This is a genomic window from Mucilaginibacter pankratovii (genome assembly GCF_014773265.1).
GTDB lineage: Bacteria > Bacteroidota > Bacteroidia > Sphingobacteriales > Sphingobacteriaceae > Mucilaginibacter > Mucilaginibacter pankratovii.
In genome coordinates this window covers 39,085-54,460 of the sequence record NZ_JACWMY010000019.1, presented here as the reverse complement: position 1 = coordinate 54,460, position 15,376 = coordinate 39,085, and the positions used below count along the sequence as shown (strand labels likewise).

General features: G+C 44.7%; 13 protein-coding genes. 5 read left to right on the top strand and 8 right to left on the bottom strand.

What is annotated here, in order from left to right; genetic code table 11:
* Positions 1-1,071 (bottom strand): A/G-specific adenine glycosylase, encoded by a 1,071-nt coding sequence (gene mutY / locus IDJ77_RS26415; protein WP_224751247.1) that lies wholly within the window; start codon positions 1,069-1,071, stop codon positions 1-3.
* A 149-nt stretch (positions 1,072-1,220) separates the two neighbouring features.
* On the opposite strand from mutY, the gene IDJ77_RS26410 reads away from it, so the two are divergent.
* From IDJ77_RS26410 to radA, 5 genes are all read left to right on the top strand, one after another.
* A complete protein-coding gene (locus tag IDJ77_RS26410) occupies positions 1,221-1,526 on the top strand; it encodes an HU family DNA-binding protein (RefSeq protein WP_191192003.1) in 306 nt (101 codons plus the stop codon).
* 6 nt (positions 1,527-1,532) lie between these two features.
* A complete protein-coding gene (locus IDJ77_RS26405) occupies positions 1,533-2,384 on the top strand; it encodes a tetratricopeptide repeat protein (RefSeq protein WP_191192002.1) in 852 nt (283 codons plus the stop codon).
* Between the two features lie 218 nt (positions 2,385-2,602).
* Complete coding sequence (locus tag IDJ77_RS26400; protein ID WP_191192001.1) at positions 2,603-4,153, top strand: Rne/Rng family ribonuclease; 1,551 nt, start codon at positions 2,603-2,605, stop codon at positions 4,151-4,153.
* 127 nt (positions 4,154-4,280) lie between these two features.
* Positions 4,281-5,087 carry a hypothetical protein gene (locus IDJ77_RS26395; RefSeq protein WP_191192000.1) on the top strand — a complete coding sequence of 269 codons (807 nt, stop codon included), beginning with the start codon at positions 4,281-4,283 and terminating at the stop codon, positions 5,085-5,087.
* 611 nt (positions 5,088-5,698) lie between these two features.
* Positions 5,699-7,117, top strand: coding sequence for a DNA repair protein RadA (gene radA / locus IDJ77_RS26390; protein WP_191191999.1), 1,419 nt, complete (start codon positions 5,699-5,701; stop codon positions 7,115-7,117).
* Between the two features lie 149 nt (positions 7,118-7,266).
* On the opposite strand, the gene IDJ77_RS26385 is transcribed toward radA, so the two are convergent.
* The 7 genes from IDJ77_RS26385 to dapF all read right to left on the bottom strand — a co-directional run bounded on the left by IDJ77_RS26385 (position 7,267) and on the right by dapF (position 15,221).
* The gene (locus IDJ77_RS26385; RefSeq protein ID WP_191191998.1) at positions 7,267-8,505 is read right to left on the bottom strand and encodes a PP2C family protein-serine/threonine phosphatase; all 1,239 of its coding nucleotides are present in this window, start codon (positions 8,503-8,505) and stop codon (positions 7,267-7,269) included.
* Positions 8,506-8,588: 83 nt separating this feature from the next.
* The gene (locus IDJ77_RS26380; RefSeq protein ID WP_191191997.1) at positions 8,589-9,716 is read right to left on the bottom strand and encodes a glycosyltransferase family 2 protein; all 1,128 of its coding nucleotides are present in this window, start codon (positions 9,714-9,716) and stop codon (positions 8,589-8,591) included.
* Positions 9,703-10,674: a lysylphosphatidylglycerol synthase domain-containing protein gene (locus IDJ77_RS26375; RefSeq protein WP_191191996.1), complete on the bottom strand. Its 972-nt coding sequence runs from the start codon at positions 10,672-10,674 to the stop codon at positions 9,703-9,705. The genes IDJ77_RS26380 and IDJ77_RS26375 overlap by 14 nt, the downstream gene beginning before the upstream one ends.
* A 198-nt stretch (positions 10,675-10,872) precedes the next feature.
* A complete protein-coding gene (locus tag IDJ77_RS26370; RefSeq protein ID WP_191192028.1) occupies positions 10,873-13,770 on the bottom strand; it encodes a DEAD/DEAH box helicase in 2,898 nt (965 codons plus the stop codon).
* A 116-nt stretch (positions 13,771-13,886) separates the two neighbouring features.
* Positions 13,887-14,024, bottom strand: a complete 138-nt coding sequence (locus tag IDJ77_RS26365) for a hypothetical protein (RefSeq protein ID WP_191191995.1) — start codon at positions 14,022-14,024, stop codon at positions 13,887-13,889.
* A 56-nt stretch (positions 14,025-14,080) separates the two neighbouring features.
* Positions 14,081-14,419: a hypothetical protein gene (locus IDJ77_RS26360; RefSeq protein WP_191191994.1), complete on the bottom strand. Its 339-nt coding sequence runs from the start codon at positions 14,417-14,419 to the stop codon at positions 14,081-14,083.
* A gap of 16 nt (positions 14,420-14,435) precedes the next feature.
* On the bottom strand, positions 14,436-15,221 hold the full coding sequence (dapF, locus tag IDJ77_RS26355) for a diaminopimelate epimerase (RefSeq protein ID WP_191191993.1): 786 nt from the start codon (positions 15,219-15,221) through the stop codon (positions 14,436-14,438).
* Between the last annotated feature and the right edge of the window lie 155 nt (positions 15,222-15,376).

Below are 15,376 nucleotides of genomic sequence, written 5' to 3'. Positions count from 1 at the left end.
TTAGAAATTAAAAAATTTTTTTATAAATATAAAAATTCGCTGCGGCATAGCTAAATTCTCTAAATTATCAAGTGCAGTGTAAAACCAGTTGGGCTGTAAATTTTCGGGTTGCCCCTCTAAAATAATGAATTGAATAAACAGATGCTGGTGTGTAAGTACGTGTTTTATTACTTCCGAAGTATCCTTAATAGCCATATTGCTTCCAAGAATTTCTTTTACGTTATGGCGCTGAAATAGTTGTGCCGGCTCAATTAAGGCTTCGGTTTCTATCAATGGCAGGTCGTACATATTGGCCCATATATCACTTTCGCCGCGCTTGTTCATAAGCAACATTTCGCCGTCCATTATTAACAAATAGTTAAAATATCGTTTCCGGATTTTTACCGTTTTAAGTTTTACCGGCAAATATGTGGTGGCGTTTGTTTTAAATGCAGCGCATCCTAAATGTACCGGGCAAATGCCGCAGGCCGGGTTTTTTGGCTTGCAAAGCATCGCGCCAAATTCCATCATGGCCTGGTTGTGCAATGCCGGGCGTTGTTTATCCATCACCTCATCTGCCAGTTGCTGAAATATTTTTTTGCCTTTTGGCGAATTTATAGGTTCATCAATACCAAAATAACGGGCCAGCACACGGTAAACATTGCCATCAACTACGGCCCGCACTTCGTTTGCCGAGAAAGATGATATGGCGGCGGCGGTATATTCGCCTATTCCTTTTAGCTTTATAAGCTGCTCGTAGGAGGTAGGAAACTGGCCGCCATATAACTGCTGTACCAGCTGCGCTGTTTTGAGCATGTTGCGCCCCCGCGAATAGTAACCCAGGCCCTGCCATAATTTTAAAATATCATCTTCGGGCGCTGCCGCAAAGTGCGTAACGGTTGGATATTTTTCTGCAAAGCGGTAAAAATAAGGCATTCCCTGCTCTACGCGGGTTTGCTGCAGTATAATTTCTGATAGCCATATAATATAAGCATCGGTGGTGTTGCGCCAGGGTAAGTCGCGCTTATTTCCCTCATACCAGCTTATCAGTTCTCCCCAAATACTCATCAAATGCAAAGATACTTTATCCATCTCAGTATCATAATTTAAGCCTGTAAATGCTGTTTTTGGCACTCTACAAAAAAAATGTGTTAATTATTTTAATCTTTAATTTTAAAGCGATACTTTTGCAACCCCAAAACAGTTAAGTATTTATACATTTTAAATAAAGAAAACAGGATATGACCAAGGCAGAAATTATAGCTGAAATCTCTTCTAAAACAGGTATCGAGAAAGTTGACGTGCAGGAAACCGTTGAAGCGTTTTTCAAAGTAGTGAAAAGCTCAATGGTAGGTGGCGAGAACGTTTACGTAAGAGGATTCGGAAGTTTTGTAGTTAAAAAGAGAGCTAAAAAAACCGCGCGTAACATTTCAAAAAATACTGCCATTATTATCCCCGAGCATTTTGTACCAAGCTTTAAACCAGCTAAAACTTTTGTAGAGAAAGTACGTACAGGTAACAAACCCACTGCTAAAGCAAGCAAATAATAAGCAATGAATAAAAAACAGATAGCCGTTTGTGCAATAGTAATTGTTACTATGGGCTATTTGTATCTGCAACCTGTTAAAGGTTTGGTAAAATCTAAAGAGGTTGCTGCCAAGCCCGCTACTACTGCTGTTGATGCCAATGCAAAACCAGCTGCTGAATTATCCGAAGCTTCGGTATCGGCACTGGCAAAGCAAAGTTTGGATGCAGAACAGTTAAAGCAGATTGAAGCATTGGAAAGCCAGCTAAAAACGGCGTCGTTTGCTGCAAAGCCATCGGTTCAGCGTAGTTTGGCGGCTTTATGGGATGCAGCTGTACAGCCGGCCCCGGCAGCGTTTTATTACCAGGAGATAGCGCAGCAAACAAATGCGTTTGATGACTGGGTAAATGCAGGTAACCGTTTTAACGAAGCCACCAAACGTTCGCAGGATGCTAACGAGCAGGTTGCCCTGAGCGCCAAAGCATCGGAAGCGTTTTTAAATGCTACTAAGCTAAAGCCGGCAGATCTGGAGGCCAAAACCGGGTTAGGCGTTGCCTATGTAAACGGTGGCGGTATGCCAATGCAGGGAATTGCCTTATTGCTTGAAGTAGTAAAGCAGGACCCGAAAAATCACTCGGCATTGCTCAATTTAGGCATGTTTGCCATGAAGAGCGGCCAGTACGATAAAGCGGTTGGCAGGTTTAAAACCATGATAGCCATAAAAGAAGAGCTTGAGCCCTACTTTTACCTGGCCGAAAGTTATAAGCAACTGGGCCAAAAACAAGAAGCGATTGCAGCTTATGAAAAATGCAAGCAACTAATAGGCGACCCTGCAGAGAGTAGCCGGATAGATGAATTTATAAAGGAATTAAAAAAATAACCACACTTAAAAATTATTATCATGCCAAGCGGTAAAAAACGTAAGAGACATAAAATGGCTACCCACAAACGCAAAAAGCGTTTAAGAAAAAACAGACATAAGAAAAAATAGGCTATTGTAAATAGCTTAAGTCCCGCAGGTATGCGGGACTATTTATGTTTAGTTTTTTTTCCACCCGGCGGCGCCTTACGGTGCCGTTTTAAGAAATGGAGTAGCAATTGATAAAAGAATTAATTATCGATTCATCCCCCAACGGGGCTACTATTGCATTATTACAGGATAAACAACTTGTAGAGCTCCATAAAGAGCAAATCACTAACAATTATACTGTTGGAGATCTGTATTTAGGCCGCATTAAAAAAATTATGCCGAGCCTGAATGCTGCTTTTGTGGATGTAGGATACGAGAAGGATGCCTTTTTGCATTATCTTGATTTGGGGCCGCAGGTACAAAGCCTGCTTAAGCTTACCAAACAAGTACGTAGCGGGGGATACCAATCAAAGCTTTTAGATAACTTTAAGCTGGAAGCAGACATAAACAAAGGAGGCAAGATCTCTGATGTTTTGGCTAAAGGAGTGCTTGTGCCTGTACAAATTGCTAAGGAGCCCATCTCAACAAAGGGCCCAAGGCTAAGCAGCGATCTGTCTATTGCGGGCCGCTATGTTGTATTGGTGCCTTTTTCTGAGGTGATATCCATCTCAAAAAAGATAAAGAGTAATACAGAGCGTAACCGCCTGCGTAAAGTTGTTGAGAGTATCAAACCAAAACATTTCGGCGTAATTATACGCACCGTATCTGAAGGGAAGGGTGTGGACGAGTTGCAAAAAGACCTGCTGGACTTAATATCCAAATGGGAAACCTTTGTAACCAAGCTCCACGGTACCGAACCATCCAGGAAGGTTTTGGGGGAGATCGGCAGAACATCAACTATCCTGAGGGATATTTTGAGCCCGGACTTTCATCACATTCATGTGAATGAGCAGAGTATGTACGACGATGTAAGATCTTACATCCATGAGATCTCTCCGGAGATGGAAGGCATCGTACGCCTGCACAAGCATAAAGAGCCTTTGTTTGAGCATCATGGTATTGATAAGCAGATAAAAGGGGCATTTGGTAAAACCGTTAACCTTGCCGGTGGCGCTTACCTGGTTATTGAGCATACCGAAGCTTTACACGTTATTGACGTGAACAGCGGGAACCGTACAGCCAATAAAGAGAACCAGGAAGAGAACGCTTACCAGGTAAACAAGGAAGCGGCTAAAGAAATTGCCCGCCAACTGCGCCTGCGCGATATGGGTGGTATAGTGGTTGTCGATTTTATTGACATGCACAAGCCAACCAACCGTAAAGAGCTATTTGATTACCTGAAGGCCCAAATGGCCGACGACCGTGCAAAGCACACCATTTTGCCGCCAAGCAAGTTTGGGTTGATACAGATCACCCGCCAGCGTGTAAGGCCAGAGATGAACATTGTTACCAGCGAGGTTTGCCCTGCTTGTCATGGTACCGGCACCATTCGCCCAACCGTGTTGCTGCTCGATGATATTGAGAACAACTTCAATTTCATACTGGAAGAGCAGAACGAGAAAAATATTACGCTTGTTGTACACCCGTACATTGAGGCATTCATCAAAAAAGGCATCTTTAACCGCCAGATGAAATGGTACTTTAAATACAACCAGTGGATAAAGGTAAAAAGCAACCCTGCTTACCAGATTACCGAGTTCCACTTCTTCTCTTCTAAAGACGAGGAAATAAAATTGTAACCTGATGTGCAGATTTTAAATGTGCAGATATGCAGATAAGAAAAGAGCAGATGTTTGAAAAAGCATCTGCTCTTTTTGGTTAAATTGATTTACGAGGGTACGATGTAAATATTAAATTTACGCACCAATGAGCCTTCACACAGCACAACTTATCTCGTTGATATGTAATTACAATAATTACATAAAAAACGGTAACATCCCCCGGGATTATCTTGATAGCAACGTTTTTGAAAATTGCGAAACGGTTGGTTATATACTGCTTAGAAACTACGTTAACAGAGTAGGCCTCGATGGAGATATTGTGGCTGCAAATCCAGTTAAGTGGTTTAGATATTTAGAGAAAGATGGTTGTTTAAAACTATCATTACATTATCGGTTGCCAACCTCGCCGAAACTTAAAGACAGCCGAACGCCAAATTCCTTAAAAGGCAGTTTATACATTGAAGCTGTTTATGATAAGTATTCAAATTTTTGGTTTTGCAGGTGGTTCAAACAAAAAGAATCATTAGGAGGCGAAAATTGGAACGTGAGATATTATCTCGCATATAGATTTGAAGATACAATAGATGAAAAGGTGAGCTTGCAAAAAGCTAGAAACCGATTACATGATGTGCTACAAAAAAGCATCTCGTTTGCCTCCGATAATGATTTCTTACAATGGGCTGATATTTTTAGTATTGCTTTTAATGTCCTCAACAGCCCGGAACCCCAAACGATATTTGCTAAAAGCGGGCTAATAGAAAATGACGCTTCTTTGCTACAGAAAAGACAAGTGCTTTACGCAACTCTTATCGCTTTTATTTCTCCCGACGAAGACTTATGGCAAGTGAAGCCTTCAGATACAAAGAAAAGCGTTGCTTTAACATCGCTAACTGAGAAGTTTTACGGCGCTTTAATTGCATCTCTAATTGCTACGGCGAATACACAGGCATAGCCCTTTCCTGTCCCCGCAGGGTCCTCTATCGAGTTTAGGTTAACCCACAAAATACCGTTCTTAAAACAGGATGCTTAGCACTGTGGTTATCTATAAAACGTTCCTATGGAACGTAAAATGGGGTGGCGCTTATTTCTACCCATGAGTCGTCCCGAAGGGACGAAGAAAGCAATGAGTATCCCTTCGGGATACCTTATGGGTAGAAAAAAATTAATCGATATGGCTGCGTTCCATAGGAACGCTTTATGGGTTATGCAATTTTTGTCTGAAGCAGAATTTATGGGTTAACCTAAACTCGATAGAGGACCTTGCGGACTATAAACAACCAACCAACTGATAATAATAAGAGCAGATATTTCTTAAGCCCCGGCTCTTATTGGGTAAATGCTTTTGAATTGTTTAAAGATGTTCTCCCCAAAATCGCCGCGGTTTTCGATTTGCTTGTTATTGGCGATAATTACCAGGTAAATATTTTGTTCGGGCTTGTTCGGGCTGTTCGCGCCCCATGTCGAACGCGAACAAGCTGAAATTAATTTGAGTAATTGCCAATAAATTGCTAATTTTATTGGCAATTACATTCGTAAATCGTAATTCTAAAATCTTAAATCGAATTGGCTAAAACTAAGATCGCATATTTCTGCCAGAGCTGTGGCTACGAATCGCCTAAGTGGCTGGGTAAATGCCCCGCCTGCCAATCATGGAATACCATGGTGGAGGAGGTTTTGGAAAAAGCCAATTCATCGGTACCCGCCTGGAAAGCCAGCCCCGCATCATCCGTACGGGCCAATAAACCCGTGCAGGTTGCGGATATTACTTTTAAGGAAGAACACCGCCTGCTTACGCCCGACAAGGAATTTAACCGGGTATTAGGCGGCGGGATTGTGGCAGGTTCGTTGGTGTTAATTGGCGGCGAGCCGGGCATAGGTAAATCTACCCTGATGCTACAGCTGGCGCTGAACATGCCGGGCATCAAAGTGCTCTACGTATCCGGCGAGGAAAGCGACCACCAGATAAAAATGCGGGCGGAAAGGCTTACGGCGGTTGGCAGTGGGCAGTCGGCAGCGGGCACGGACTGTTATATATTGACGGAAACCTCTACCCAAAATATATTTAAACAAATAGAAGACTTACAGCCGGACCTGGTGGTGATCGATTCGATCCAAACGCTGCACTCGGCCCATGTAGAATCTACCCCGGGCAGTGTATCCCAGGTGCGGGAGTGTACTGCGGAGTTGCTTCGCTTTGCCAAGGAAACCTCCACGCCGGTGTTTTTGATAGGCCACATCACCAAGGACGGGATGATTGCCGGCCCCAAGATCCTGGAGCACATGGTTGATACCGTTTTGCAGTTCGAGGGCGACCGCCACCACGTGTACCGCATACTGCGCACTATCAAAAACCGTTTCGGCTCGGCATCCGAGCTGGGCATTTACGAAATGCTGGGCGAAGGACTTCGCGAGGTGTCCAATCCATCCGAAATATTATTATCGCAACGCGATGAGCCGCTGAGCGGCATTACCATATCTGCCACCTTGGAGGGTATGCGCCCCATGTTGATAGAAACCCAGGCGCTGGTAAGCACATCACCTTACGGTACGCCACAGCGTACCGCAACAGGCTTTGATACCAAACGCATGAGTATGCTGCTGGCCGTGCTGGAGAAACGCTGCGGTTTCCGCCTTGGCGCAAAGGATGTGTTCCTGAACATTACCGGTGGCATCCGGGTGGAAGACCCGGCTATAGACCTAGGCCTTGCCGCGGCCATAATATCCTCGCACGAGGATATCCCCATCCCGGCTAAAACCTGTTTTGCAGGCGAGATAGGTTTATCGGGGGAGATTCGCGCCGTAAACCGTGTGGAGCAACGCATTGCCGAAGCGCAGAAGCTGGGCTTCGAGCAGATCTTCATTTCCAAATACAACATGCCCTCCGGCGCAAAAGACAAAAACCGGCTGGACCTATCGCGTTATACTATTGATGTAAAAGTAGTGGGTAGGATTGAGGAGGTGTTTGGGTTGTTGTTTGGGTAACCTTTTTTCCGCTTTGTCATTGCGAGGAGCGATAGCGACGTGGCAACCTCAGAGGACGAGCAAACGTGCAAATCCACATTGCATCACAGCTGTGCAATGTGGAACATCCTATGAGGTTGCCGCGCTTCGCAGCAATGACATGGTTTTTACTACGATACCCTCACCGTCAGCAAGGTAACATCATCAATTGGCTTGCCCTTTACAACGGTGTTAATATGGGTCAGCACCGCTTCGTTAAGATCGTCGGGCGTCATGTCGCCGTTGGCTATTACGAATTCCAGTAACTTTTCTTCGCTCCAGTTTTTGTAGTTCTGCAGCTCGTGATCCATCAGTCCGTCGGTATAGTTAAAGAAAAGCGTGTTGGGCTCGATATCTATTTCGCCTTCGTTTAAAAACGGCAGCTCATCAAAGGCACCTATCATGGTAGTTCCCAATTTTAGCGGGAACGCCTCACCATCGCAATATAAAATAGTGGGGTTGTGCCCGGCATTGATGTAGTTAAGCTTGCGGGTTTGCTGGTTAAAGCGCGCCAAAAACAGGGTGATAAACCGTTCGCCTTTGGTATTGTGGATAACCAGCTTGTTCAATCGCTCTACTATGGTGGTCAGGTCGTCTTCAATAGCCGCCAGTCCCTGCAAACTCGCCTGGAAATTGGCCATTAGCAGGGCTGCGGAAATTCCCTTGCCGGATACATCGGCAATGCACCATAAAAATTCGTTCGCGTTCAGCCGGAAGAAATCAAAATAATCACCGCCGATATTTTGGTGCGGAAGATATTTTGCCCCAACCTCTACACCCACTTCTTTATACACCCGTAGCGGGATCAGCATATTCTGCACTTCAACAGCCAGTTCCATTTCGCGCTGAAAACGTTCGGCCTGCAGGCGTTCGCGGAAAAGTTTTTTATTCTCCAGCGCTACTACGATAACGTTAATAAGCGTTTGAATAAACGTAAGATCGTTGTTCAGCATTTCGCCCGAAGTAGGGAACTGCCCTATAAGCGCATACGCAAGAGCCTTATTTTTATGATAAATTGGGATATAATAATCGTAAGCGCTCAGTACAGGGTCGGTATGGCCCCTTAGCGCAACCGGCGATTTTATTTTACTAAGATGCGCCCATGTGGCATTTAAAACAGGTGCCGGTTCTATCTCACCGCCGTATTTGGAGATGCAACTGTAAACTTTGTCTTTAGCGATTAGAAAACGGAATTTTCCAATTTGCAGGTAGTGCTGCAGTATCACCTCCAGCATTTGTATCAGGTTAGAGGTAGATTCGTTTTTGTTGATGGCCCGCGTAATTTCCAGCAAAGCATTCAACTCCGACTGCCGTTTTAACAGCAGCCTGATCAGTTCGTCTTCGCCTGAACTATCCTGGTTGTTTTGCATTATTATAATAGGCAGCCTAAAATAATGAATAATTCCATCTAAACAGGATTTGTTTGCTTTTTCTACTGTTAAGTTTTAAGAATTTAGCGCACGGTGCGCCCCTTCCACGAGTATTTGCGGGTATTGCCGATAAGCCCAACGTAAACAAAGTACACAATGTGTATGGGAATGAGGATGATAAGCAAGCCCACCAATTTGATACGCTTGAAAAAAGAGGCTATCGGCAGCAAAAAAGCCAACTCGAAAATATATTTCAAAAGAAACTGAACCAGGAAGAGCTTGAGGAAGAAAGTATCATAAAAGCCCAGTGCGGCATTCACCAGCAGCGACAGGTTGAACAGCCAGATACATACCGCCAGCGCCACTATCCATTTATCCTTGTATTTGGTAGACTTTGATGCCCAGCGGCGGCGCTGCTGTAAAAACTCCTGCAGGGTATGCTTGGCATGCGTATATACGATGGCTTCGCGGTTCTTTAAAAAGCCGATGCGGTTTGGATATTTAACGGCAACTTTTTGCAGCAGCAGTTCATCATCGCCCGATGCAAGATCATCTATGCCTTTAAAGCCGCCTACCTCGTAAAAAACATCTTTACGGTAGGCCAGGTTGGCGCCATTACAGGTAGATGCCCTGCCGTTGCCAATAAAGGCCGCGCCGATGCCAATCAGGTAAGAGAATTCCAGCGTTTGCAGCAATTCAAATAAGGTCTTCTCCTCAAAATAGGTAACCGGCGAGGAGATCATCACCGGGTTATGCGTTTCGTAATAGCTTACACTGGAGCTAAGCCAGCTTTTGCCCATGCGGCAGTCGGCATCAGTTGCTACCATCAGGTCGCCGGTGGAGCGGGCAATGGCTTCGGCAATGGCTTTCTTTTTATAGGAGTTGAGGGGTTTATCTTCCTTTAGCTGCATTAATGTAATGCCGTCGGCGGCATAGCTGCGAATGATATCGGCAGTGCTGTCGGTAGAGTGATCATCCACAATAATTACTTCCACCAAATGGCGTGGATAGTCCTGCGCTATGATGTCTTCGATGGTGTAACGGATGCGCTCCTCCTCATCCCGGGCAGCGATAAGTATGGTTACTTTTGTAGTATGGCTTGCGCCTTCGGTTTTTGGGCGCCTTAGGGCGGCCCATCCTTTAATGAGGTAAGCGAGCACCAGCAAGTAAAGGCCGGTTAAAAACAGGGAAATAATACTATGTGCGATCAAAGAATTTTAGTTTAAGTACAAATACCGACCCCATGATGGCCGGGATAATGAGGTTAATAAGCCAGATAGATGATACCGACGCCATTATGGCGATATGTTGGTTAGTAATATAAGTAAAAAGATAGGTTGCAGTGTAATTACGCACGCCAATGTCCAGCAGATCAAGCGAGGGCAGGGCCGATTGGATAAATATAAACACCACTACCGTAAGCATCATTGGCAGCGGCGGCAGGTTGGGCAATAACAAGTGGATAACCAAATAATATTGAACAGAGAACACTGCGAAACGCGCCAGGCTGTAGCCCATAACTACCAAAAGTTCCTTGCCTTCGTACCGGCCCATGATATCAAAAAAGCGATGATATTTTTTGAGGAATTTGACCTTATCGAGCAGGATAACCAGCCATTTGATATGGAAGTATACTACAAGCAGCAACCCCAGGAATATAAATGCTAATACCGCGATTCCTAAAAATAGCCAGGCATTTAAATTAAAAAAGCTATAAATAAACCAAAGCGAAGCCAGGACACCGGCAACATTGGTAATTACGTTCTGCGCAAAGGCACCGACTGCCATAGCAAAAACACCATGGATGCGCTTGCGGTTGGGTAAAAACATTACCCGGCCACCAAATTCGCCGATGCGGTTGGGGGTGAAGATGGCCCAGGTTAATCCGCAAAAAACAGCCTCGATGGCTTCCCATACCGAGATGTTTGCTAAACGCTTAGATAGATATTGCCATTTAAAGCTCTCCAGCAGCCAGTTGACCAGCATTAAAACCACAACCGCAGATAAAGTAATAATTACCTGCTGCCGGCTGATGTGGGTTACAAGATCTTCGAATTGCCTGAGATCCGAATTCTTTTTTAAAAACTTATGGTAAATAAAATAGAAGGCCAAAACCAGTATAGTGGCTTTAAGCAAATAAGAAAGTACTTTTTTAGCGGTAGCTGTCAACAATTAAAAATTTCTGCAATGTTACAAAAAGCAAAAGCAAGCTATGGGCCTGCGGGCAAATTATTCGGGTGGGGCCGAATGATTATGGCAATGTGTATACAAAATGGCGGGTGTTTTTGTTTGGAGTTAACGGCGGCGGCGGTGAGGACACCGCCGCCAGGCAACCTCTTCATTATGGCGGTGTCCTCACCGCCATAACTACCCCAGTATCTCCTTAATATCATCCGCAGTAAGCGACTTGATAAAGCTTTCCTCGGTGGTAATAAGCGAACGGGCTACGCTGAGCTTGCGCTGCTGCAGGGCCAGGATCTTTTCTTCTACGGTATCTTTAGTGATAAATTTATAGATGAATACGTTTTTGGTTTGCCCGATGCGGTGCGTACGGTCGATCGCTTGCTGTTCTACCGCCGGGTTCCACCATGGATCCAGGATAAAAACGTAATCGGCCTCGGTAAGGTTTAAACCTACGCCGCCTGCTTTTATGGAGATAAGGAACACCCGTGTTTTGGCATCTTCCTGGAACTGTTTTACTACATCGCCGCGGTTTTGGGTACTGCCATCCAGGTATACGTAAGGGATATTATTCTGGTTGAAATGCTCGCGGTAAATGTTCAGCTGTTTTACAAACTGCGAAAAGATCAGCACCTTATGGCCGCCATCCAACACGTTGGCCAGGGTATGTACCACGTTCTCAAACTTGCCCGAATCGCCTTCATACTCCTGGTCTATCATTGCCGGGTGATTGGCTATTTGCCGAAGTTTGATCAGCCCCTGCAATACCTGGATCTGCGTTTTGGCGTAAGTGCCATCCTCAATACTGCGGAGTAGCTCGTTACGATATTCCGATTTTACCTTGTCGTAAACCTCGGCCTGCTCTTCGCTCATCTGGCAGTAGAAAAGGTTTTCGGTTTTCGGCGGCAGCTCGGTTGCAACCTGTTCCTTGGTGCGGCGCAGTACAAATGGTTTGATGATGGCCTGTAATTTGCGTGCCTTTTCCTCGTCCTTCTTTTTCTCTATCGGCGTTACAAATTCATTCTGGAAATAGATCTGCGCGCCCAGTAAGCCAGGGTTAATAAAGCTCATCTGCGTCCACAGGTCGTTAACCGAATTCTCAACCGGTGTACCGCTCAATATCAGCTTAAAGCGCGATTTCAACTGCCTTACCGACTGGAACGATTTAGAAGAAGGGTTTTTAATGTTCTGGCTCTCATCTAAGATCACGTAATCGAAGTAATAAGCCTTAAACATCTCAATATCTATGCGGCTGATGCCGTAGGTAGTTATAACCACATCATAATTGGCAAACACATCGGCCGATTTATAACGGAAAGCGCCGGTATGCACCATCAGCCTTAGCTGCGGCGCAAATTTTTTGGCCTCATTAAGCCAGTTATATATCAGCGACGTAGGCATGATCACCAGCGAGGTAGCTTTGCTGCCCGCCGCTTCGGTATCTTCCTTGTGTTTTTGCAGCAGGGCCAGGGTTTGTATGGTTTTACCCAAACCCATGTCATCGGCCAAACAGCCGCCAAAATGGTATTCCTTTAAAAAATGGAACCAGTTGTAACCGGCCTTTTGGTAGGGGCGAAGGCTGCCTGCAAAATTTACCGGCATCGGTACATCTTCAGTTTCCTCGTAATTGGTAAGCTTTTGCAACTTGCGACTCATGGCTGTTTCGGCCATTTCGCCCTCCAGGTCGTTCACCAGGCCAATATGGTGTCGGCGAAGTTTGAGGCCGTCGCCGCCTTCTGAAAAATGCAGCAGGTTGCCATATTGCGAAAACCATTGTTCGGGAATAACCGCTATTTCGCCCGATGGTAGTATAAATTCTTTTTTATGGTTGAGGATATGATTCTTGAGCTGGATGAACGGGATGCGGTAGGGCCCAAAGAATACTACAGCGTTGATATCGAACCAGTCGTTATTCTCAGAGATCTCCAGGTCTATTTTGGTAGTGCCAAATACATAGCGTTTCTGCCCGTCGGGTTGTTCCAGTTCAAAGCCTTTCTCAATCAGCTCGTCGTGGTGGTGGTTAAGCCATTCAAAAACAGGGAAGGCCCTATCGGTATCATCATCGCCATGCGCCACTTCTAAGTTTTGGAAAAGCGAAGAAGTTGTTTGCAGGCCTAATGCTTCCAGCTGTGCCAGCTTGCCTTTTTCCCAGGTAACCGAGCGCTTAATGCGGTGGAAAAGGTAATCATCGCCGGTGCGCTCCATCCGTACGGACACATGCCTGCCATCCCCGTATGGGAAAATATAACCGGCATATTTAAAATATAGCTGTAGCTGCGAAGTTCCGCCCTCAACGTAAATGGGCTTCAGAAAAGCGGTAGCATCATACTTTTCGGTATTAATGGTAAAACCTTCGGCATAAACGTTGTGCTTCTCTATCAGCGGGGCAACAAATTTTTCGAAATAGGAATGCTCCGACGATTTTGGGATAGAGATAAAGCGTTTATTTAAAAAAGGCTGCAGTTTTTTGCCTTCTATCTCTTTATCGAAATAGTAGAGGGTATCGTCTAACAGCATCCATGCTGGATGGTTGCAAATGATCTCGGCATCCTTAAACATAAATTCGATGCGCAGGCCCTGGTATTTGATAGTAGGGAAGTAGCGGATCTCCTCCTCGTTCCTGCGGAAATGGAAGAGCACCGAAGCGGGCTCGTCGGCAATATGCACCTTGCGCCCGGCAGGGTAACCTTCCTTGCTCATCAGGTACAGCTGTTTATCGTTGCTGCCTAATAAGCTTAGTGCCTCCACTATTTTCTTTTCAATTTTCGGGCGGATCACGTCGAAAACCTGATCGTTAAACACTTTGGCGAAGTACTCGAAGGGGCGGATTGGTTTTTTATAGAATTTTTTAATGATGTTCCCCTGCTCCATATCCTCCAGGATCTTGATGAGCTTGCGGTCGGTATCATCAATACAGTGGCTAAATTCGACAGCCGTGTTGCTGAACAGGCGCTGGTGCGTAAAGGAAAATTCCCCGTTGGGGTTTAGCTGCACAATGTGCGGTTCTATCACGTACGACAGGTAATCGTGCCGGGCAATGGCATAAATTATTTGGCAAGGTTTGCTGCTGTCTACGCGTAACATCATCAATTCTGATAAAAAATTAATGAAAGCTACATCAACAAAAAATTCAAACGTAAAGAGAATTTAGTGTAAGTGGAAGAAATTTCTGTAATAATTATTAACAGTGGGGGTAAACTCTACTCTTGCTTGCTTTTTTCTTTATCCTTTGGCAGCCCTATTGTGCGCAGCATTTCGTTCGCTTTGGCAACTTTATCGGGGAACAATACAACATTATCGTACTTGTCGAGTGACTCGTCGATGCTAACAACGGGCACCTTTTTTTATTTAGTTCTTCTATTGTCCTCATGCTTAAATTCAAAAAATGTTATTTCTATTTCGATAAAAACTCTTTCCAGGATAGTAGAAGCTCTTTAAAATCAGCTAAAGGAATATAGAGCAAATAGGTTCTGTGCTCATCGTGTAATTCGAGAGATTCGTTTGATAACTCACCATAAATTCCAAAATGGGAGTCGCTGTAACTTAAATCTTCAACCAATGAAGCATGCCCTTGTAAACACTTATCAACATCACTAATAAATTCATTAATGTCCTCCAGTGCTCGCCATATATATAAATAAGAGCAAAGAACACTTTCACCATCTGGCAATTTGTGCCCATTGGCATCTTCGCGGAATGTCACACCGTATTTATTTAAAATATGACTGTTCATGTTTAAGAGCACAATATTACAGTTCTATCTCCCCATCAAACACCAACTCCGCAGGCCCTTCTAAAAAGATATTGCTGAATTTTTCGCCATCGTTATCAAAGCGGATATTGAGGTTGCCGCCCAAAACTTTTATAGGTGTGCTAATGGTGCCGAACTGCCTGTTGTGTTTGGCCATGGCTAACGCGACTGCCGTAACGCCTGTGCCGCAGGCATAGGTTTCGTTCTCTACGCCACGCTCAAAGGTGCGCACAAAATAGCCTTCGCCATTTTTTTCGGCAAAGTTTACGTTGATGCCATCGGCTTTGTAGGTAGCGTTATTGCGGATGGCGTAGCCCTCGTTGTAAACGTCTTTTATCTCCAGGTCGGACGCCACTTTTACATAATGCGGCGAGCCGGTGTTAAGTACATAAGCGTCCCCGTCTTTGCTGATGTCGGTTACATCTATCATCTGCAGGCTTACCCAATTGCCTTCTTCTGAAATTTTGGCATAATGGGGGCCATCGGTAGCGAGAAAATTTGTCACATCGTGTATGATGCCCAGATTTTTGGCAAAAGCTACAATGCAGCGACCGCCATTACCGCACATGCTGCCCTCGTTGCCGTCGGCATTGTAGTACACCATTTTAAAATCGTAGCCTTCCAGGTTTTCCAGCAGCATTAAGCCATCACCGCCGATACCGAAACGGCGATCGCAAAGTTTGGCAACAGTCTCTTTATTCAGTTGATTTACAATGCCTTCGCGATTGTCTATCAAAATAAAATCGTTGCCTGCTCCCTGGTATTTATAAAACTTTATATTCACTGTGAAATTTATTAAAAGATGGCCGTTGCTTTGATAAGACTAACGGGGCATAACAAATGTTTGGCCTTGTTAATTTTAATTTAACAATTTTTAACAAAATTGCACATAACTTATCATTGTTTATATCGTCTATATGGTATTAAATTTGACTACCG